At 68.3% G+C, this 19,615-nt stretch carries 17 protein-coding genes; 11 read left to right on the top strand and 6 right to left on the bottom strand.

The window, feature by feature from the left end; genetic code table 11:
* The first annotated feature begins 75 nt into the window (after window positions 1-75).
* From E3O65_RS00465 to E3O65_RS00450, 4 genes are read left to right on the top strand one after another with little or no spacing between them, the layout of a single operon-like run.
* Window positions 76-3,234: a glycosyltransferase gene (locus tag E3O65_RS00465; RefSeq protein ID WP_134361794.1), complete on the top strand. Its 3,159-nt coding sequence runs from the start codon at window positions 76-78 to the stop codon at window positions 3,232-3,234.
* Complete coding sequence (locus E3O65_RS00460) at window positions 3,224-4,675, top strand: DUF5719 family protein (RefSeq protein ID WP_134361793.1); 1,452 nt, start codon at window positions 3,224-3,226, stop codon at window positions 4,673-4,675. The genes E3O65_RS00465 and E3O65_RS00460 overlap by 11 nt, the downstream gene beginning before the upstream one ends.
* Entirely contained in the window at window positions 4,675-5,562 is an 888-nt protein-coding gene (locus tag E3O65_RS00455) for an MTAP family purine nucleoside phosphorylase (RefSeq protein ID WP_134361792.1), read from the top strand. The genes E3O65_RS00460 and E3O65_RS00455 overlap by 1 nt, the downstream gene beginning before the upstream one ends.
* Window positions 5,559-6,623, top strand: a complete 1,065-nt coding sequence (locus E3O65_RS00450) for an NAD-dependent epimerase/dehydratase family protein (protein WP_134361791.1) — start codon at window positions 5,559-5,561, stop codon at window positions 6,621-6,623. Before E3O65_RS00455 ends, E3O65_RS00450 begins: the two co-directional genes overlap by 4 nt.
* A 144-nt stretch (window positions 6,624-6,767) precedes the next feature.
* On the opposite strand, the gene E3O65_RS00445 is transcribed toward E3O65_RS00450, so the two are convergent.
* Both E3O65_RS00445 and E3O65_RS00440 read right to left on the bottom strand, forming a co-directional pair.
* Window positions 6,768-7,982 carry a sensor histidine kinase gene (locus tag E3O65_RS00445; protein WP_134361790.1) on the bottom strand — a complete coding sequence of 405 codons (1,215 nt, stop codon included), beginning with the start codon at window positions 7,980-7,982 and terminating at the stop codon, window positions 6,768-6,770.
* Entirely contained in the window at window positions 7,982-8,725 is a 744-nt protein-coding gene (locus tag E3O65_RS00440; protein ID WP_241985876.1) for a response regulator transcription factor, read from the bottom strand. Before E3O65_RS00440 ends, E3O65_RS00445 begins: the two co-directional genes overlap by 1 nt.
* Before the next feature lie 145 nt (window positions 8,726-8,870).
* On the opposite strand from E3O65_RS00440, the gene E3O65_RS00435 reads away from it, so the two are divergent.
* The 3 genes from E3O65_RS00435 to E3O65_RS00425 are packed head-to-tail and all read left to right on the top strand — an operon-like array spanning window position 8,871 to window position 10,872.
* A complete protein-coding gene (locus tag E3O65_RS00435; RefSeq protein ID WP_134361788.1) occupies window positions 8,871-9,542 on the top strand; it encodes a glycosyltransferase family 2 protein in 672 nt (223 codons plus the stop codon).
* Window positions 9,539-10,180: a TIGR04282 family arsenosugar biosynthesis glycosyltransferase gene (locus tag E3O65_RS00430; protein ID WP_134361787.1), complete on the top strand. Its 642-nt coding sequence runs from the start codon at window positions 9,539-9,541 to the stop codon at window positions 10,178-10,180. Before E3O65_RS00435 ends, E3O65_RS00430 begins: the two co-directional genes overlap by 4 nt.
* Window positions 10,177-10,872 carry a class I SAM-dependent methyltransferase gene (locus E3O65_RS00425; RefSeq protein ID WP_134361786.1) on the top strand — a complete coding sequence of 232 codons (696 nt, stop codon included), beginning with the start codon at window positions 10,177-10,179 and terminating at the stop codon, window positions 10,870-10,872. The genes E3O65_RS00430 and E3O65_RS00425 overlap by 4 nt, the downstream gene beginning before the upstream one ends.
* Here the strand turns inward: E3O65_RS00425 and E3O65_RS00420 are convergent.
* Both E3O65_RS00420 and E3O65_RS00415 read right to left on the bottom strand, forming a co-directional pair.
* Window positions 10,821-11,333: a hypothetical protein gene (locus E3O65_RS00420; protein ID WP_134361785.1), complete on the bottom strand. Its 513-nt coding sequence runs from the start codon at window positions 11,331-11,333 to the stop codon at window positions 10,821-10,823. The genes E3O65_RS00425 and E3O65_RS00420 overlap by 52 nt on opposite strands.
* The gene (locus tag E3O65_RS00415) at window positions 11,330-12,595 is read right to left on the bottom strand and encodes a molybdopterin-dependent oxidoreductase (RefSeq protein ID WP_134361784.1); all 1,266 of its coding nucleotides are present in this window, start codon (window positions 12,593-12,595) and stop codon (window positions 11,330-11,332) included. Before E3O65_RS00415 ends, E3O65_RS00420 begins: the two co-directional genes overlap by 4 nt.
* A gap of 112 nt (window positions 12,596-12,707) precedes the next feature.
* On the opposite strand from E3O65_RS00415, the gene E3O65_RS00410 reads away from it, so the two are divergent.
* Window positions 12,708-14,117 (top strand): glycosyltransferase family 87 protein, encoded by a 1,410-nt coding sequence (locus tag E3O65_RS00410; RefSeq protein ID WP_166785604.1) that lies wholly within the window; start codon window positions 12,708-12,710, stop codon window positions 14,115-14,117.
* 627 nt (window positions 14,118-14,744) lie between these two features.
* On the opposite strand, the gene E3O65_RS00405 is transcribed toward E3O65_RS00410, so the two are convergent.
* Complete coding sequence (locus E3O65_RS00405; protein ID WP_134361782.1) at window positions 14,745-15,425, bottom strand: hypothetical protein; 681 nt, start codon at window positions 15,423-15,425, stop codon at window positions 14,745-14,747.
* A gap of 209 nt (window positions 15,426-15,634) precedes the next feature.
* Window positions 15,635-16,087, bottom strand: a complete 453-nt coding sequence (locus tag E3O65_RS00400) for a metallopeptidase family protein (RefSeq protein ID WP_134361781.1) — start codon at window positions 16,085-16,087, stop codon at window positions 15,635-15,637.
* A 44-nt stretch (window positions 16,088-16,131) separates the two neighbouring features.
* On the opposite strand from E3O65_RS00400, the gene E3O65_RS00395 reads away from it, so the two are divergent.
* The 3 genes from E3O65_RS00395 (at window position 16,132) to E3O65_RS00385 (ending at window position 19,495) form a co-directional block, all read left to right on the top strand.
* Entirely contained in the window at window positions 16,132-16,371 is a 240-nt protein-coding gene (locus E3O65_RS00395; RefSeq protein ID WP_134361780.1) for a DUF3499 family protein, read from the top strand.
* The gene (locus tag E3O65_RS00390; protein ID WP_241985874.1) at window positions 16,368-17,855 is read left to right on the top strand and encodes a phosphohexomutase domain-containing protein; all 1,488 of its coding nucleotides are present in this window, start codon (window positions 16,368-16,370) and stop codon (window positions 17,853-17,855) included. The genes E3O65_RS00395 and E3O65_RS00390 overlap by 4 nt, the downstream gene beginning before the upstream one ends.
* 173 nt (window positions 17,856-18,028) lie before the next feature.
* A complete protein-coding gene (locus E3O65_RS00385) occupies window positions 18,029-19,495 on the top strand; it encodes an amino acid permease (RefSeq protein WP_134361779.1) in 1,467 nt (488 codons plus the stop codon).
* Window positions 19,496-19,615 lie beyond the last annotated feature (120 nt).

The raw sequence follows: 19,615 nt of genomic DNA, 5'->3' as shown, positions 1-19,615 counted from the left end.
GGATCTTCAGCAATTTCGAGGCTCACCCTCAAGATTGCCCCTATCCGGCCCGATCCAACCTAGGCTGTTCCCCATATGCATGCCAGAGTCACGACCATCCTTGTCGCCCGTAACGGCGCGAAACACCTCAAGAGAACTCTCGAGGCGCTGAGTCGCCAGACGCGCCAGCCCGACGTTGTGATCATGGTCGACTGTGGTTCGACCGACAACACAGCGGCGCTTCTGGCTGCCTATGGGCCGACTCACTTCATCTCAGCGGATGCCGGACTCAGCTTCGGCGAGGCCATCGCCACGGCCGTGCGGGTCGTAACTCCACCCGAATCCGACCGCGAGATGCTGTGGCTCCTCGCTCAGGACAGCGCACCCGAGCCCGGTGCCCTGGCGGCCCTCCTCGGCGAACTGGAGATCGCGCCATCCGTCGCCGTGGCCGGACCGAAGGTCATGCACTGGGACGCCGGCGACTACATCCACGACTTCGGGCAGTCGTTGACGCCCGGTGGCGCGACCGTCACCCTGGTGGAGAGCGAACTCGACCAGGGTCAGCACGACGGCATGAGCGATGTGCTCGGCGTCAGTGCCGGCGGAATGCTGGTGCGTCACATCGTTTGGCAGCAACTGGGTGGTTTCGACCCTGCGCTCCCGTCTGCCGACGACTCCCTCGACTTCTGCGTTCGGGTGCGGATGGCCGGCTACCGCGTCTCCGGTGTCGCCGCGGCCCAGGTGGCCACGGCCGGTGACGGCGTGGCCGGCGCGAGTGGCTCTTCCCGGGGTCGGGCGCGCCGCAAAAGGCTGCGCACCATGCGGGCTGCGCAACTACATCGTCGCCTGGTCTACTCCCCGAGCTGGATGGTCCCCTTCCACTGGCTGGCGATGGTTCCGCTCGCGCTGCTGCGCTCGGTCGTGCAGCTGCTGCAGAAGGAACCCGGCGCGATCTTGGGAGAGTACTCCGCCGCGTTCGCCACCGCCTTCAGCGGGGTTCGGGTGCGTGCCGCCCGCCGCCGATTCGGGGCCACCCGATCGCTGGGCTGGAGCTCGGTCGCATCGTTGCGCGTTCCCGCGGCCGAGGTGCGTCGACGTCAGGCTCTCCGGCGTGAGGCCAGCCTGACCGGTGTGAACGGTGAGGTGCCTGAGATTCGCTTCCTCTCCGGTGGCGGCGCCTGGACCGTTCTCGCCGCCCTGGTCGCCGGACTCATTGTCCTGGCGCCCCTGATCGGTGCCCGCACTCTCACCGGCGGCGGCCTCTTGCCCCTCGCCGCCACCCCCGCCGAACTCTGGCAGAGCATCGGCTACGGTTGGCGCGACATCGGCCTCGGCTTCGTCGGCGGCGCCGACCCATTCGCCGCCGTGCTGGCCGTGATCGGCTCGCTCACCTTCTGGGCACCTTCCTTCTCCCTCGTGCTGCTCTACTTCCTGGCCCTGCCACTGGCAGCCCTCGGCGCCTGGCTGGCTGCGACCAGGCTTTCCGAGCGCGCCTCCATCCGTGCCATCGCCGCCGTGCTCTGGATGCTCGCACCCACCTTCCTCAGCGCGCTCGCCGCCGGTCGTCCGGCCGCGATCCTCGTGCACCTGCTGCTGCCGTGGCTGTTCTTCGCCGGGTTCATGGCCGCTCGCTCCTGGTCGGCATCCGCCGCCGCCGCCCTCCTGTTCGCGGCTATCGCGGCCGCCGCACCGTCGCTCACGCCCGCACTCCTGGTGGTCTGGCTCATCGCCATGCTCGTCAGCGGCCGCAGCGGTATGCGGTTCATCGGCATCCCACTGCCCGCCCTCGCCCTCGCAGCGCCCCTGATCTGGGATCAGGGACTGAGGGGCAACTGGCTCGCCCTGCTGGCCGACCCGGGCGTGCCCCTGCCGGGACCCGACGTGTCGGTGTGGCAGCTTCTGCTCGGTTTCCCGACCGGGGAGCTCGGCGGTTGGACGCCTCTGCTCGAAACGCTCGGCTTGCCTGGCGTCGACGCGTTCGTGCTTGTTCCGGTGCTGCTGGTGCCGCTCGCAGTGCTCGGCGTGCTCTCTCTGTTCCTGCCTGGTGCCCGCGGTGCGAGCTTCTCGCTGCTGACCGCGCTGCTCGGTGCGGCCACGGCCATCGCCGCCAGCCAACTGCACCTCACCGCGATCGGCGGCCAGACGGCCGCCGGCTGGGCCGGGGCCGGGCTCAGCCTCTACTGGCTCGGTCTGGTCGGCGCGGTGGTCTTCGCTCTCCGCGGGATGCGCCGTTTCGCCATCGCCCCCGCGGTCACCGCGATCGTCGCGCTCGTGATCGTGGTGGCCCCGCTCGTCGCCGCCCTGCCCCTCGGCACCAGCGTCGTGCGGGAGGGTATCGACCGCACGCAGCCCGCGTTCGTCAGCGCAGAGGCGCAGACGGATGCCCGCGTCGGCACCCTGCACATCGTGCCGCAGCCCGACGGCGGCATTCTCGCCACCATCGTGCGTGGATCCGGAGCCACCCTGAACGCCCAGTCCACTCTCAGCAGCACCGACTCGTCCCTGTCCGGACGCGAAGAGGAGCTCGCCACGCTGGCCGGTAATCTCGCGTCGCGCAGCGGGCTCGACGGTGCGGCGGGACTGGCCGACTTCGGCATCCGATTCGTGCTGCTTCGCCCGGCCACCGTCACCGTCACCGGCCCCGGCGCCGCGGACGCGGCCACTCCGGCCGCCGCCGAAACCCTCGGCCGCACCACAACCGCCCTCGACGGCAACGCGGCCCTCGCCCCCGTGGGCGACACGGTCTTCGGCCGGCTTTGGCAGTACGAGGTGACGGATGCCCAGGTCGCCACGGCCGAGAACGGCGCCATCCCGGCGAACGCCGGTGGCACCCTCGGGTTCGTGTTCTTCCTGATAGCCGTGTTCGTGCTCGGCGCCACCGTGCTTCTGTCGCTCCCGACCGGAGCCGGACCGGAAGCGGTGCGGCAGGCCAGCCGGGATGCCATTCGGAATACGGCGAAGGCCCGCACCAAGGAAACCAAGCGCCTCGCGAAGGCGGCGGCCCGCAAGAAAGCGAACCCGGAACCTGCCGTGCCCGCAGACGTGACCGATGTCGGCGCGACTGACCCCGCACCAACCGACCCCCGACCGACAGGCCCTGCGGCCGGCACCGACACGGCCGACGCAGCGACAGACGCAGCAGAAGCCGATGCCGCAGCGACAGACGGTGCAGCGACAGTCGCTTCAGCCGACGACAGCCCCGCAGACCCTGACGCCCCCGCATCCCGTTCGGAGGAACACGATCATGCCCAGTAAACGCGCAGCCGCCCTGTTCGGTGCACGGGCCGTCGCCGGGCTGGCCGGTCTCGGCGTCATCGTCGCATCCGTCGGCGCGGCCGGGCTGATCGCCTGGCCCACCGTGGAAGCCGCACCGACGTCCGTCGTCGTCTCTCCGACTCCAAGCGAGCAGCAGCGGGTGTGCCCGGGCCCGCTCCTCACCCTGGCCGAGGACTCGAGCCAGGCGCAGTCGGTGAGCTCGGTCGGAGCGGCCGCAGCCGTCTTCGGCGCCCGCCCGGCAGCGGCCGATTCCGACTGGATCCAGCCGGAATCCACTGACCTGGCTGCCCCCGACAATGCGAACTCCTCCGGCGCTCCGCTTCTCCTGCGCGTGCCGACGCCACCCGGGTCTGCGGCGGCTCCACTGGTAACCGGGAGCCAGTCCCAGATCGCGGCCGGTGAAACGCTGGGTGGGCTGGCCGTTGCAGGTTGCGGCGAGGCGGCCGGCGACAGTTGGCTCGTCGGCGGCTCCACCGACGTGGGACGCACCAGCCTGGTGCTGCTCAGCAACCCCACTACGGTCGTGGCCACCGTCGACCTGACCGTGTTCGGCGAGACCGGCGAGGTGGATGCACCCGGTTCGACCGGCATTCTCGTGCAGCCCGGCTCGCAGCGCGTCGTGTCCCTCGCGGGGCTGGCGCCCAACCTCCGATCGCCCGTGGTGCACATGCAATCGCACGGCGGCCAGGTTGCGGCCACGCTCCAGCAGAGCATCGTGCGCGGGCTCGAACCCGGCGGCGTCGACCTCATCGGCGCCTCGAGCGGCCCGGCCGAATCGCAGTTCATCGCGGGTGTGATCGTGACGGCGGGAACCGGGGCGGAGGCTGCGACCGAAGTCGGTGGCCTCGCCGACGACGTGACGACCGTGCGGGTGCTCGTGCCCGGCACGGCGGCGGCCACCGTGCAGGTCGGCGTGACGGATGCCTCCGGCCAGGCCAATGGCTCGTCGCTCGAGGTCGATATCCAGCCCGGCGTGGCGACTGAAGTGCCCCTGACCGGGCTCGCTTCCGGCACCTATTCGCTGAAGCTGACCTCGGACGAACCGATCGTGGCGGCGGCGCAGAGTTCTGCGGCAGGTTCCGCCGGCCGCGACTTCTCCTGGTTCGCGTCGTCGGATTCCCTCACCGACGAGTTCCTGGTGGCGACAGCCGACGGCCCCTCCCCGCAACTCAACCTGGTCAACACCGGCAGCACGGGCGCGACGTACACGGTCGCGCCGGAACAGGGCGAATCCTTCACGGTGACGGTTCAGGCCGGCGGCGCCGCTACCCTTGCGATCGCCGCGGCAGAGCGGTACCTCGTCTCCGGCGGTGAGACGACCGTTGCCTCCGTTGCTTTCTCGGGAGACGGACTGCTGTCCGCGTTCGCGGTCAGTCAGGCCGGTCCTCTGGCGGCCCCGATCCGCGTCTACCCGCGCTGATGACCAGCGCTGACGTCAGAATCGCCGTCATCGGCGGATCCGGGCTGTACCGCCTGTTCGACGCGGGAATTGAAGCATCCGTCGACGTGGACACACCTTACGGACCTACCTCGGCGCCGATCACCATCGGCCTGCGGGCTGGGCGCCGGGTCGCTTTCCTGCCGCGGCACGGCGGCGACCACTCCGTGGCGCCGCACTTGATCAACTACCGGGCCAATATCTGGGCGCTGGCCTCGCTGGGGGTCACGGCTGTGATCTCCTCGTCGGCGGTCGGCGGCGTCAGCCCCGATTACCCGCCGGGGCGCCTGGTCGTGACCGACCAATTCATCGACCGCACGTCGGCGCGTGCCGACACCTTCTTCGACCGGGGAACCGTCGCCCACTTGGCGGCGGCCGATCCGTTCGATCCGGCCTTGCGCCGTCTGGCCATCGGAGCGCTCGAGGCGCTGGACGAAAACTTTGCGCCGACCGGCACCTGCGTCGTGATCCAGGGGCCGAGGTTCTCGACCCGGGCGGAATCGCTGTGGTACCGGGCCGCCGGGGCGCACACCGTCAACATGACGCAGTACCCGGAGGTCGTTCTCGCTGCCGAACTCAATATGGGCACCGTCAACCTCTCCTTCGTCACTGACTCCGACGCGGGGCTGGCTCCCGTCCTCGATGACGCCGCCGACCCGGACGCGGTCTCCGCCGACTTGGTCTTTGAGCGCCTTCGGGCCGCTCAACCGCGCATCCTTGCCGCGATCGACGGAATTCTGCACGCCCTGCCGGCTGAATTCGCTCCTCGCGTGCTGATCGCCCCTGAGCACGTGCGCGCTGTGCTCGGCCGCCCGCCGCTTTCCGCCGACGCAGCCCACGCCGTGGGCACCGCCGGAGACCCTAGGTGACCCGGCGTCTGCTCGTCACGGGCGGGGCCGGCTTCATCGGCGGAGCCGTCGTCGCCGGCGCGCTCGCCCGCGGCTGGCAGGTGCGGGTGCTCGATTCCCTCCGCAGTGACGTGCACGGCGGTCTTCCCGTGCTGCCCGCGGGTGTCGACGTGATTGTCGGAGACGTGACCGACGCATCCGTCGTCGCCCTCGCCCTGCGCGACACGGATGTCGTCTGTCACCAGGCCGCGAAGGTCGGCCTCGGCGTGGACTTCGCCGACGCCCCCGACTACGTGCACAGCAACGAGGTCGGCACGGCCGTGCTGCTCGCGGCGATGACCTCGGCCGGCATCGACCGGCTCGTTTTGGCGTCGTCGATGGTGGTCTACGGGGAGGGCAGCTATCGCGGACCCGAGGGTTTCACCCGTCCGGGTCCGCGCCGGGAGGCCGATCTGCTCCGGGGGGTGTTCGATCCCGTCGACGAGGCAACGGGCGAGGCGCTCGAGCCGTTGCTGGTCTCCGAAGACGACCCGCTCGACCCGCGCAACGTCTACGCGAGCACCAAACTGGGGCAGGAGTACCTCGCGTCGGCGTGGGCGCGTTCCACCGGCGGTCGGGCCGTTGCCCTCCGCTACCACAACGTCTACGGACCGGGGATGCCGCAGAACACGCCCTACGCAGGCGTCGCGTCGCTGTTCCGCTCGGCCCTGGAACGTGGTGAGGCCCCGCGCGTCTACGAGGACGGCCGACAACGTCGTGACTTCGTGCACGTCGCCGACGTCGCCTCGGCGAACCTCGCCGCCCTCGACTGGACCGCGGGTGCCGGGCCGTCTACGTTCCGCCCGTTCAACGTGGGCAGTGGTGTCGTGCACACCATCGGGGAGATGGCCGCGGCCCTCAGCCAGGCCACCGACGGACCTGCCCCCGTCGTGACCGGGCAATTCCGGCTCGGCGATGTGCGGCACATCACGGCATCGTCCGAGCGGCTGCGCCGCGAGCTCGATTGGGCGCCCGCCGTCACGTTCGACGACGGCATGCGATCCTTCGCGACCGCGCCCCTGCGTGCAGCCGTAACCCGGTAGCCCCACGCGCCGGGCCCCCGTCGCCCACCCCGTCGTTGAACCAATTCGACGGATATTCCCGTGTGAATCGCCTTATTCGTCGCTTATTGCGCCGATTCGGGCAAAATCTCTCCATCGAATTCGTTCGGCGCATCCGGCGCGAGATCAGCCGGCCGCGACCGGATGCTGCGGCAACAGCACCTCGAACCGGCATCCACCGGCAACGTTCAAGACCCGCACCTCGCCGTGGTGCGCCCGCACGATTCCCTGCACAATCGCGAGCCCGAGCCCGGCGCCGCCGCTGCCCAGAGGGTCGACCGACGGGGTGCGCGGCCCGCTTGCCCGCCAACCGGCCTCGAAGACCCGCCCCAGGTCCTGCTCGGGGATACCGCCCGCGGCATCCGTCACCGAGATCACGGCGTGCTCGGCTGCGGCGAAACCCGAACCGGCACCCGAACCGGCACCGGCACCGGCACTGGAACCCGAACCGGCACCGGCACTTGATGTGACCGAGACCACGATCGGGCTGCCGGCCGGTGAATGCTGGATGGCGTTCATCACGAGATTGCCGACCACGCGGGACAGCTCGCGCGGATCGGCGAGGATGGTCAGGCCGGTCTCTCCGGCGAAGCGCAGATCGAGCGATTTGGTCTGGGCGATCGGCCAAAGACCGGCCACCGTGTCGCTGATCAGGTCGTAGAGCGACACGGGCTGCAAGGTCAGGCGAAGTGTGCCCGAGTGGATCTTCGACAGCTCGAACAGGTCGTCGACCATGCCCGTGAGCCGGTCCACCTGCCCGCGCATCTGCGTGTAGTACCGCTGAGGGTCCTCGACCATCCCGTCTTCGAGGGCTTCGGCCATGGCCCGGATGCCGGCGAGCGGCGTACGCAGGTCGTGCGAGATCCAGGCGATCAGTTCGCGCCGTGACTCCTCGATCTGATTCTCGCGGGCGCGTGATTCGGCCAGCCGTTCCCCGGTTGCGGCCAGTTCCCCGGCCAGGGCCGTGAATTCGTTGTTGCTGTGGCGGTCGGTCGACGCGACCCGCTCCCCGCGTCCGATGCTGGCGGCGGCCGAGCGGAGGGTGCGGCTGTCGCGAGCGAGTTGGCGGCCGAGCACTGCCGCCATGGCCAGCGATACCAGCCCGGCGACACAGGCCACGGAGTAGAAGACCGTTAGGTCGTGCCGGGAGACGTACATCTGCGAGGCGACCGCCGCCATCCCACCGACGACCGATACAACCGTGGCGAGGGCTATGACCATGAGTTGCAGCACCAGGGAGGTGCGGGAGAGCAGCCGCAGGGTGAGCAGGCCGGCGCCGCCGACGACCACCGCGCAGGCCAGCGCGAACAGCGACACGGCGAGGAGTACGTCCGTGCTCATCAGGATCGTCCCGCCGGGGACAGGGGAACCGGGTCGAACCGGTAGCCAACCCCCCAGACCGTGTTGAGCATCCGTGGCTGTGCCGGGTCGGCTTCGATCTTCTCGCGCAGCCGGCGCACGTGCACGGTCACCGTGGAGAGGTCGCCGAACTCCCATCCCCAGACGGAGCGGAGCAGATCCTCCCGGCTGAGCACGTGGTGCGGGCGTCCGATCAGGTAAGCCAACAGGTCGAATTCGCGCGTGGTGAGAACCAACGGCTCTCCGCGCAATCTCACCTCGTGCGCCAGGGCGTCCAGGCTGAACTCGCCGGCGGTGATCAGGCCGGCCGGCACCACCGCTGAGGCACTGCGCCGCAGCACCGACTGAACGCGCAGCACGAGCTCGCGGGGGGAGAACGGTTTGGTGAGATAGTCGTCGGCGCCGGCCTCGAGGCCGTCGATGCGGTCCTCTTCCTGATTGAGGGCGGTCAGCATGATCACCGGGATCTCCCAGTCTCCGCGGATGCGGCGGCACACTTCGATCCCGTCCTGCAGCGGCAGCATCCGGTCCAACACCACAAGATCCGGTCGAAGCCGCTCAGCCATGTCGAGCCCCGCCTGTCCATCCGAGGCCTCGTCGACCAGGAAGCCGGCGGCCCGCAGGTAGCGGCAGACGATTTCGGACACCGTCGGGTCGTCGTCGACGACGAGGATGCGGCGGTCGGCGGTCGGGCGCGAATCGCCCGGGGATAGGGAAGTAGGCACGAGTTCAGGATAGAGCTGACACCGTCGGGAGTGCCCGGGCAGGGCCGGGCGCTGCAATCCTTCCTTACTCCGTAATCTCTTCCGGCATTTTGGCCGGTCTGGCCCCCATAGTGTCGATTCATGACTTCGATCACCAGAGCCGCGTGTGACCACTCCTATCCAGGTTGACCTCGTGCTGCCGTGCCTGAACGAGGCCGGAGCCCTGCCCTGGGTGCTGTCGCGTCTGCCACCGGGATCACGGGCCATAGTCGTCGACAACGGCTCTACAGACGGTTCGGCGGAGATCGCCGCCGCAGCCGGAGCCCTAGTCGTGCATGAAAGCCGCCGCGGGTTCGGTGCCGCCGCGCACGCGGGCCTCGAGGCCGCCACCGCGCCGATCGTCGCGTTCTGCGACGCGGATGCGTCGATGGACCCGGCCGAGCTCCCGGTTCTGGTGGGACCGGTGCTGGCAGGAACAGCCGATCTCGTGCTCGGCCGCCGCCGACCCGCGATCGCGAAATCGTGGCCACTGCACGCCCGCATCGCCAATTCCAGTCTGTCTTGGCGTTTGCGCCGAATAACAGGCGTGAACATCCATGATCTGGGCCCCATGCGGGCCGCACGCCGCATCGACCTGCTGAACCTCAACCTTCGGGATCGCCGCAGCGGCTACCCGCTGGAGATGTTCCTCAAGGCAGCGGAGGCGAATTGGCGCATCCTCGAGGTGGACACCTCCTACTCCCCGCGGGTCGGCCGCAGCAAGGTCACCGGCACGGTGCGCGGAACACTCACCGCCGTCAAGGACATGTCAGCCCTCCTTCGGGAGACGCGCCGATGACGACCATCGTGGTGATCGCCAAGGAATGCCTGCCCGGCCGGGTGAAGACCCGGCTGCACCCGCCCCTGAGCCTCGTGCAGGCTGCCGAACTGGCGGCGGCCAGCCTCGACGACACCCTCGGGGCGCTTGCAGCCCTCCCGGCGACCCGCCGCATCCTGGCTTTCGACGGCGATATCCCGCCGCTCGCCGCGGCCGGCTATGAGGTCCTGCCGCAGGTGGAGGGCACCCTCGACCTGCGTCTCGCCGCCGTATTCGACGCCTGCACGGGGCCGACCGTGCTGGTCGGAATGGACACCCCGCAGTTGACGTCGTCCCTGCTCGAACCCCTGTTCACCGACTGGACCGACGACGTCGATGCCTGGTTCGGCTTCGCGAACGACGGCGGTTTCTGGACCCTTGCCCTGAACGAACCGACCGGCGACCTGATCCGCGGAGTGCCGATGTCCCAGAGCGACACCGGCACGATTCAGCTGCAACGGTTGACGGATGCCGGGCTCCGGGTGAGTCTGCTGCCGACGCTCACCGACGTGGACACAATCGACGACGCCCAGCGGGTCGCGGCGATTGCGCCCGACGGCGGATTCGCCAGGACCCTGGCGGCCATGATGGAGCCGAGCACTCAGGACGGCCCGCGATGACCGCGCTGGCCGCCCAACTCGAGGGGGAGTGGACCCCGGAACCGACCACTTTCGGTGCCGGAGGGGCAGAACCCTATGCCGCTGCGCTGCGGAACTCCGACAACGTGCTCTACCTGCGCCGCGCGGTCTCCGGCGAGCCGGCCACGATCGACGCCGGCCGCTGGAGCGCGGATGCCGACGACACCGACCTGCGCCTGCTCGACGGGATTACCGGACCGGTGCTCGACATCGGGTGCGGTCCCGGGCGGATGGTGCGGGCGGCCATGGGCCGCGGCCTGACCGCGCTCGGCCTCGATGTTTCGGAGACGGCGGTGCGGATGGCCGCCGACGCCGGCCTCAGCGTGCTGCAGGGCAGCGTCTTCGACCCGTTGCCGCGAGAGGGTGGCTGGGCGGCGGCGCTACTCGTGGACGGCAACATCGGAATCGGCGGCGACGCATCCGCTCTGCTCGCTCGCTGCGCCGAGTTGCTGGCGCCGAGTGGCGTGCTCCTGGTGGAGTTGAGCCACGATGCGGCCCGGGACGACAGTTACCTCGGCACGATCGAGGACTCCGCAGGTAGCCGCAGCGCCGTGTTCCCCTGGGCAGAAATCGGCATCAATGGTCTGCGTGACCGTGCCGGAGCGGCCGGCCTGGTCGTGGCTCAGGACTGGCGGCTGGACGGCCGTTGGTTCGCGCGCCTGCTGCGCGCGTAGAGAGCGATCGACCAGAACGTCGCGACGAGGGCCACGCCCAGCCAGAACAGGGCCAGGTTCCGTCCGTAGTCGTGAGGCAGGATGCTCGGATTGTTCGGGGTGATGCCCTGAGCGACGATTGCGGGAACCACGATCAGCGTCATGATCGAACCCACCACGATGGCACCCTGCACGACCAGCACGATCGTGCCCGTGACCCGTCGCCCCGCGCGGCGCAGCAGAATGCCGCAGAGGAAGACCAGGGGCGCCAGCACGGCATCGTGCAGCACGATCGCCGCGCCGACCCAGAGCGCCAGCCCGGGCAAACGAGTGACCCGCACGCTGTCGAACAGAATGAAGAGGCCGAATAGCAAGCCGGCCGAGCCGATCAGGATCAGCGCCCTGCGCGCCACGCGCATCCGTCGCTCATCGTCGGTGCGGGGGAGGGCGGCGCTTGCCGTCTTGACGCCTGCGGTGTTCATGCGGTGATCGCCTCAATCCGGCTCAGCCATTTGGTTTGCAGCACTCCCGGTCGTCCCGGGGCGATCATGCGCGCCGGATAGCCGTGCTGCACGTCGAGCGTCTCGCCGTTCAGTTCGAGCGCCACCAGGGTCAACGGGTCTCGCACGTACTCCGGCCCCATCTCGGTCTGCCGGAAGCTGCCGCGCTCCTCGAGGCTGGTCAGGCGAAAGGATGCCTGGGTGTCGGCAGCGACCAGGTCGGCCAGATCCGACAGGCGAACCCCGCGCCAGACCGCGAGCTGGCTCCAACCCTCGACGCAGGCGATCGGCAGTTCAACCTCGGTCTGCGGCATGGACTCGAGCTCGGTCCGGCTGAAGCTGCGTTCCACGTCGCCGGCAGTGAGCGTGAGCACCCAGCCGGTCGCGAGGGCGCTCGCGGTGACCTTCGCTTCCTCGGCGGTGCGGTTCACCGGCACTCCCTGCTGGCCCACGCCCTTCTTGCGCGGCCCGAACACGTTCAGCGCGTCGAGCGGCGCGAACGTTTGCCCTGCGGTCAGCCCCACGACGGCTGCGCAGGCGACTCCGACGGTGGTGAGGAAGCCCCGGCGGCTCACGGCCGGCGTCGCGGTCGGCTTGAGCGCGGGCGTGGCGTCGATCCAGGCGATCAACCGGCCCGTCACTCCAGACGGTCGACGGCTGCCCCAGAGTCGCACGGCCTCGTCCTCGGCAACCGTTGCATCGTGCTCGTCGTCATCGCGCTCGGCGTCTCCACGGCGGTTCCAGAACCGGGTGATGATCGGCAGCTTGATGCCGATGTGCAGCACGAGCAGTCCTATCAGCACCCAGCCGAGGGCGTAGTGCACCTCGCGAAAGGGGAAGGGCCAGGGGTACCACTGGTACGTGTTGAGTAGCCCGATGGTGATCTGCACCAGGGATGCGCCGACGAAGAGGGCGATCGACGCGCGTTCGAGAAGATGCAGGAATGATTTCACCGGCGGGTACTGGAACAGGTCGGGGAACACGATGTAGAGCTTGGCGAGCAGCAGTGGGAAGCAGGCGATGCCGGCGATGATGTGGGTACCCTGGCTGAACTGGTAGAGCAGGGCGGGCCGGGTCGGGAAGCGCATCCACGGCAGGGGCTCCTGCAGGAAGTGGCTGTACAGTCCAGTGCCGAAACAGACGATGAAGGCGATGCCGAGCAGGCGGCCGATCACCACGGCCATCCGGGGATTGCGCGCCGGGGACGCCAGCGCGCGCTGTGCCTCGTACATCATTCGCCTCATGGTTCCATTGCATCATCCAGGAGTCTCCGGAGGGCTGTTCAATCCTTACGGTCCGGTGACGCGCACCCGAGTCGATGGGGGCCGCATGCGTGGGGTCCGTCAGGATGGCAGAGTGCGAATCGCTGTTGTCTCCCTCCTCCTCGCCGCGAGTGCTGCCCTGACGGCCTTCAGCGTGCTCGCCTACGACCTGTTCAAACCGGGTCGGGACACGGTGCCCCTCGTCCTGTGCACCGCCGGGTTGTGGCTGCTCTTCGCCCTCGCCGTGCTGCTGCTGCGGGGGGTGCGGGGCCGAGCCGTCGTGGTGCTCGTCCTGGCCGGGTCCGTCGGAATCGGGGCCGCGGCTATGGTCGGGCCGCCCAACACCAGCACGGATTCTGCCCGCTACGCCTGGGACGGAATCGTGTCCACTGCGGGGATCTCACCGTATGCGTACACACCGGCGGATGACCGTCTCGACGCCCTGAGGCCTGATTGGCTGTTCCCGGCCCCGGAGCTGACCGAGTCCGGCAAGCGCGAATGCGTCGGCGAACGCATCCAGACCGCGCAGAAGACCGAGTCGGGAGACCTGCTCTGCTCGGCACTGAATCGCACCGGCGTGCCGACGATCTATCCGCCGGCCGCCGAGATCTACTTCGCCGGAGTGCGCGCACTGACCGGCCCGAACGCAGAGTATTGGCCGTTGCAGCTCACGGGCCTCCTGCTCAGTGTGGGCACAACGGGGATGCTGCTGGTCGGCATGCGTCGCCGGGGCATCGACCAGCGCTTCGCCGCGCTCTGGGCCTGGTGTCCGCTCGTGGCCACCGAGGCGATCACCAATTCCCATGTGGACATGCTCGGCGTGGTCTTCACGCTGGCAGCCGTTTTCCTGGTTACCGGCCGACGGTACTGGAGCGGCGGGTTCGTACTCGGTGCCGCGATCGCCACCAAGCTGATCCCCGTGCTCGCGGCCCCCGCGATGCTGCGCCGCCAGGGCTGGAAGGTCACGGTCGGGGCCGTGGCGACGTTCCTCATCCTCTACGTTCCGTATGTGCTGTCCACCGGCATTGGCGTGCTGGGCTATCTGCCTGGCTACCTCTCCGAAGAAGGCTATGAGGACGGCACCCGCTTTGCCTTGATTTCGCTGATCGCCCCAGGCGGTTCGGCCGTGATCGTCGCGGCCGTGCTCCTCGCCGTCATCGCCGTTCTGGTGATCTGGAAGACGGACCCCGACCAGCCCTGGCTGGGACAGCTCGTCATGATCGGAAGCGCTCTGCTCATTCTGAGCCCCCGCTACTCCTGGTATGCCCTGCTGCTGTTGCCGTTCATCGCCCTCAGCGGGCGGTGGGAGTGGCTGCTCGTTCCGATGGCGCTCACCCTCCGTCTGCTGGTGCCGTCGATCCCGCTGACTCGGGTGGCGATCGCCACCGCCATCGTCGTGATCGTGGTCATGTCGATCCACCGCGCCCGTCCCGGCATCGCGCAGCGTGTGCTCAGGCCCGGTTGGTCGAAAGTGCCGGAACCCGGCGACCAAACCGTCGGTTAAGCCCGGCGAACCCGGCGGCCCGCCACGGACCGCCGCTGGGCGACGATTCGTTCGTCCGGCGCCAGGAAGCCGATCTCCATCACGGTGAGCCGTTCGCCCGGCCTTCACCTTCTCCGCGGAGTCGAACCAGACTAGCGACACCGTTTCGTCGGCTTCGGGGTCGACGACCACCCTCCGGCCGGCCACGCATTCTGGTGCCGGGCCGTGATCGACTCATCGAGCGGGGCAGCGCGGGTCGCCGGGGGTCACCGTTAGGGGGTGGCTCTCGGAGATCAGAGTCTCCGCCGACCGCCGTCGCCGGCAGCCAGCGCACGGCCACAACCCCCTTCTGCGATTCCTGCGGCATCCCACCGGGCCAGTGGAACGCCGGCGAACGGGGCATCCGTCACCAGGCCCGCAACGGGCATCCGTCGTCACGCGACTGAGGAGAAATTTGCAAACCGACGGTTGTCGCCGCAGGTGTGTGCGGCGTGTGGTGAAAATCTCCGCATTTGGCGCGGTAACGACGGATGCCCCGGGCCAGCATCCGCACGTTGCCACACCTGATCTCGACACGCTCGAACACCGCGGAGCAACGCCAAAGGGCCCGCTGCGCGACTGCGCAGCGGGCCCTTCAGAAGTGAGTTACTACTTGGTGGCGACCGTGATCTTCGCGATGCCCACCAGGAGCTGGTCAGCGACGGCATCCGTCATGAACGTGTCGTTGAGCAGGCCGGCAGCCTCGGCGGAGATGTGAACGGTGGTGCCTTCGAGGATGGCGTTGTCGCCGTCCATCTGCAGCGGCTTGAGCGTTCCGCCGTACAGGTTGAAGAGGAGGACCTGGGTGGCAGCCGACTCGCCGTTGACGGTGACGTCGCCGAACAGCTTGCTGGTCCCGGGGTCGATCGTGAAGTTGGTCAGCTCGACGACGGTCTCGCCGGCGGTCAGGGAGAAGCCGGAACCCTCGTGCTCGATCGAGCCCTGCACGAAGGGACGGTAGTCCTCTTCGGGGTCGTAGTAGTCCACGTTTCCGCCGGTGATCGGGAAGTGCAGGCTACCGTCGGTCAGCGTCGCGGTTCCCACGGTGCCGGGGGTGAGACCAAGGCTGGTCAGAGCCGCGGCGAAGTCGGCGTCGAGGAGAACGGAGGTGTCGACGCCCGAGAGTGCGGGGATCGAGGCGACGGCCTTGGGGGTTGATTCCTCGGAAGAGGAGGAGGAGTTGCTCTCTGCCGGTGCGGTCTCATCGGCTGTGGTCGAGCAGGCGGCGAGGCCGGCGATGAGAAGGCCTGCAGTGGCGAGGCTGAGCGTGGTCTTGGTGAACTTGCGCATGGGGAAATCCTTCGTGTCTGTGGTTGGGATTTAGCGGTTCTTGGTGCTGAATGAGGTTCGGTCCCCTCCGCCAAACGGTTTGGAATTAGATTAAATTTGTTGCAAACCCTGTCGGGAAGCCCGTGATTCCGCGGTTTCCGGACAAAAAAAAGCGACCGGGAAACCCGGTCGCGCGTGAGGGGGACGTCCTGGTGCAGTGGAAGGCAGGCCTAGAAGTGTCGGAACCGATCCGGCGCCAGGTCCCACGGGTCCTTACCGAGCAGTTCGGCGATAGCACGGAATACGCAACTCTCAATCACCATCCGGAGGTGTAGATCATCGTCGCCGTGCAACCGGGTCAGGCGCTGGATCGGGAGGCGGTAGAACAGCACCCGACGCTCGGCGGGGTAAACGGTCCATCGTTCGACACCGATCCCCGCGAGCACCGAGGACGGCCCCGCGGCCACCTCGAACGTCACATCCGAGAGCTGGTCCGGCAAAACCGAACGCAGGTAGTCGACGGTGGAGGCCACGGCCATGTCGAAGGTGTCGATCCGGGTCTGCAACGGGGGAAGATACGGGCCGGTGACCGAGCTGCGGATGCCTCGGCCGTGCCGGTCGCGGCCGCGACCACGCTGAATGGGGGCGGGGGTCGGCGCTGCGGAGGGGCGTGCTCGAGACATGAACACATCCTAGTTCGGCTGGTCGAACGGGTATCCTGTATGCAATGTCATTCAGGCCCTGTTCCCGCGTCGCCTGCCCGGAGGAATCCGCCGCGACACTCACTTTCGACTACATCGACGCGATGGCTGTTCTCGGTCCGTTGGCCATTCAGCGGGAGCCGCACACGTTCGACCTGTGTGCCCGCCACGCCCGACTCACCACTGCCCCGCAGGGCTGGCAGTTGGTGCGGCTCCGCCCAGCGGGCGAGCAGGCGGCCGAATCCGAATCAGGAGCCGACGCGTGACGCCCCTGACGGATGCCGCCGCTCGCCTCGCCGCCGTCGTCGGCCCTCACCAGGTGCGCGGCACTGCTGCTGCACCCCTGACCGCCGACCTGGTGGCAGCACTGGCCGCCGCCTTCGTCGACGAGGTCGGCGCGCAGAGCCGCGAGGTGCTCATCGGGCACGCCGGGAGCGAGCCGGTGGAGCTCGTGGCCGCCTTCACGCGCGGCGCTCAGTCCCGCGGGGCGACCGTTGTCGACCTCGGCCCGTGCAGCACCGACCAGATCCGGTTTGGCTCAGGCACCCTGAACGCCCCGGCCGCCCTCATCTCTGTTCCGCCGGGGGCCGAAGCAGCGCTGACCGTGCTGCGCGCGGGGGCACTGGAGGTCAGCCTGGAACACGGGCTCGGGGCCATCCGTGACCGCGCCGCCGTGTACCTGAGCGACGGACCGACCCCGGTGACCGTGCCCGGTGGCCACCGTGAGTTCGATCTGCTGCCTGATTACACGGCGGCCGTGCGCGCGCTGGTCGGGCTCAGTGGCATCCGCCCTCTCATCGTCGTGGTCGACGCGGGAGGAGGGGCCGCCGCGACCACCGTGCCGGCCGTGCTCGGTGACCCGAACGCGACCGCACCAGCAGCACCCGCCGCGCCGACACCCACGACGCGCCACACCCTCATTCCCCTGTTTTTCACCGCCGACCCGGATCTCCCGCCGCACCCGGTCGACCCTGCCTTTCCGGCAACGTTGGCCGATCTGAAGAACGCCGTGATTCAGCACGATGCCGACCTCGGTCTTGGGTTCGACACCGACGCCGGCCGCTGCGTCGTGGTCGACGAAACCGGGTCCGTCGTATCCCCGTCCACGATCGGGGCAATCCTCTGTCGGCGGCAGATCGAGCAGGCGCGCGCCGGGAACCCTGTCCAGGATCTGTCGGTGCTGTACGACCACACCGTCTCCCGCGCGGTTCCGGAAATGATCGAGGCTGCGGGCGCCATGGCTTTGCCCACTTCGGTCGGCGGCGCGCTGATGCGGGCCGAGCTGCGCGCCACCGGCGCCATCTTCGGCTGCGGTCACTCGGGTGACTTCTATTTCCCGTCGTTCTGGTCTGCCGACAGCGGCCTGCTCGCGGCTCTGCAGATCCTCGCGGAAATCGGCTCTGCGTCCCGCCCGTTGTCAGAACTGGCGACGGATGCCACGCCCTACTCCCATTCCGGCGAGATCAGCTGCTCGGTCGAGAGCGTGCCCGGGGTCTACGCGCGCATCGTCGACACCTGGATGGGCGCCGCCGATTTCGAGGAGTTCGATGGTCTCACGGTCACCGGGCTGACGAGCGCGGACGAAGCGTTCTGGTGGTTGAACGTGCGCCCGGCACAGTCGGAGGATGCCCCGGAAGCGGGACAGCAGCCGACGGCGGAGTCGGTTCTGCACGTGACCGTTGAGGCTGCCACCCCCGAGGTGATGGTGCGAATCCGCGACGAAGCCCTGGCACTCATGCAGGGTGGGTAGGCGCGCCTGCTCTCCAAGAAACCAGGTCGAAAGGTCTGGTTACGAGCACATTTCAGCCCTCGTGTCGGTTTCGACGCCCTTGTTCGGGTGACATACGCTGACTCACGCATCCCCAACGGATCCAAGCAGACCGCACCGTCGCGGTGGCTGGTTCCCACTGAAACAGGAGTGACATGGCCAATCTGACGGACACAGAACCCACCACCGCGAAGAAGAGCGGGGGAGGTCAGCAATTGGCCCAGACCCTTAAGCCACGTCACCTCTCGATGATCGCCATCGCGGGTGTGATCGGGGCCGGGCTCTTCGTGGGCTCGGGCGCCGCGATCCAGCAGGCAGGTCCCGGCATCCTGGTGGCCTACGCCGCCGCGGGACTGCTCGTCATCCTGGTCATGCGGATGCTGGGTGAAATGGCTGCGGCGCATCCGGAAACCGGATCGTTCTCCAGCTACGCCGACAAGGCCCTCGGTCGCTGGGCCGGGCTGAGCATCGGCTGGCTGTACGCCTGGTTCTGGATCATCGTCCTCGGCATCGAGGCCACGGCCGGCGCCGCGATCGTGCACCGCTGGGTCCCCGAAGTGGACCAGTGGGTCTGGGCTCTCATCCTGATGGTGCTCCTTACGCTCACCAACGTCGCCTCCGTCAAGATGTTCGGTGAATTCGAGTTCTGGTTCGCGTCGATCAAGGTGGCCGCGATCGCGGTCTTCCTGCTGCTGGGCGTCGTGGCCATCATCGGCCTGATGCCCGGGGTCGAGGCACCGGGCATGAGCAACCTCACCGGCAACGGCGGGTTCTTTCCGAGTGGCAGTGGCGCTGTGCTCGGTGGTGTGCTCGTGGTCGTGTTCTCGTTCTTCGGAGCTGAGATCGCAACTATCGCCGCCGGTGAGTCTGAGAACCCCGTCGACGCCGTGAAGAAGGCTGTCAAGTCCACGGTGTGGCGCATCCTGGTCTTCTACATCGGTTCCATCGCCATCGTTGTCACGCTGCTTCCCTGGAACAGTGCCTCGGTGGCCAAGAGCCCCTATGTCGCCGTGATCGAGCTCTACGGAATCCCCGGCGCGGGCACGATCATGGACATCATCGTTCTGACCAGCGTGCTCTCCTGCCTGAACTCGGGTCTCTACACCGCGAGTCGCATGCTCTTCTCCCTCTCCGAACGCGGCGATGCTCCCCAGGTGTGGTCCACGATCTCCGTCCGTGGTGTTCCGCGCGGTGCTGTCCTGTCCTCAACGGTGGTCGGCTTCATCACGGTGGGGATGAACTACCTGTTTCCCGACACCGTCTTCCTCTTCCTGGTCAATACCTCAGGTGCGATCGCGCTTCTCGTCTGGTTGGTCATCGCCGTTTCGCAGCTCATTCTGCGCCGTCGCATGGGCACGGATGCCGCGAGCCGGCTCTCTTTGAAGATGTGGGCATTCCCATATCTCACCTGGGTTGCCATCGCCGCGATCGTCGCCTTGCTCATGGGCATGGCGTTACTGGAACGCACGCGTCAGGAACTCCTGATGTCGATGCTTCTGGCGAGTGTCGTCGTTGGCATCGGCTTGTGGAAATACCGGGGCAATTTGGGTCCGGTGCACTCCCGGGCCGACGAGGTGTCCGAGCCGGTCAATCCCAGCAGTGAAGGGTCGGTCAGGAAGTAGACCGGCGACGGATGTTGCTTGGTTGTTTTGGTTTTCGGGTGTGACACGCCCGGGGTGTTTCTGGTTTTGACGGCTTGGTGTGGGGACCGTAATGTATTCAAACGTACCCCACAGGTGCGG

The organism is Cryobacterium breve, from assembly GCF_004402375.1.
Classification (GTDB): Bacteria; Actinomycetota; Actinomycetes; order Actinomycetales; family Microbacteriaceae; genus Cryobacterium; species Cryobacterium breve.
This window is presented reverse-complemented; position numbering and strand designations above follow the sequence as displayed.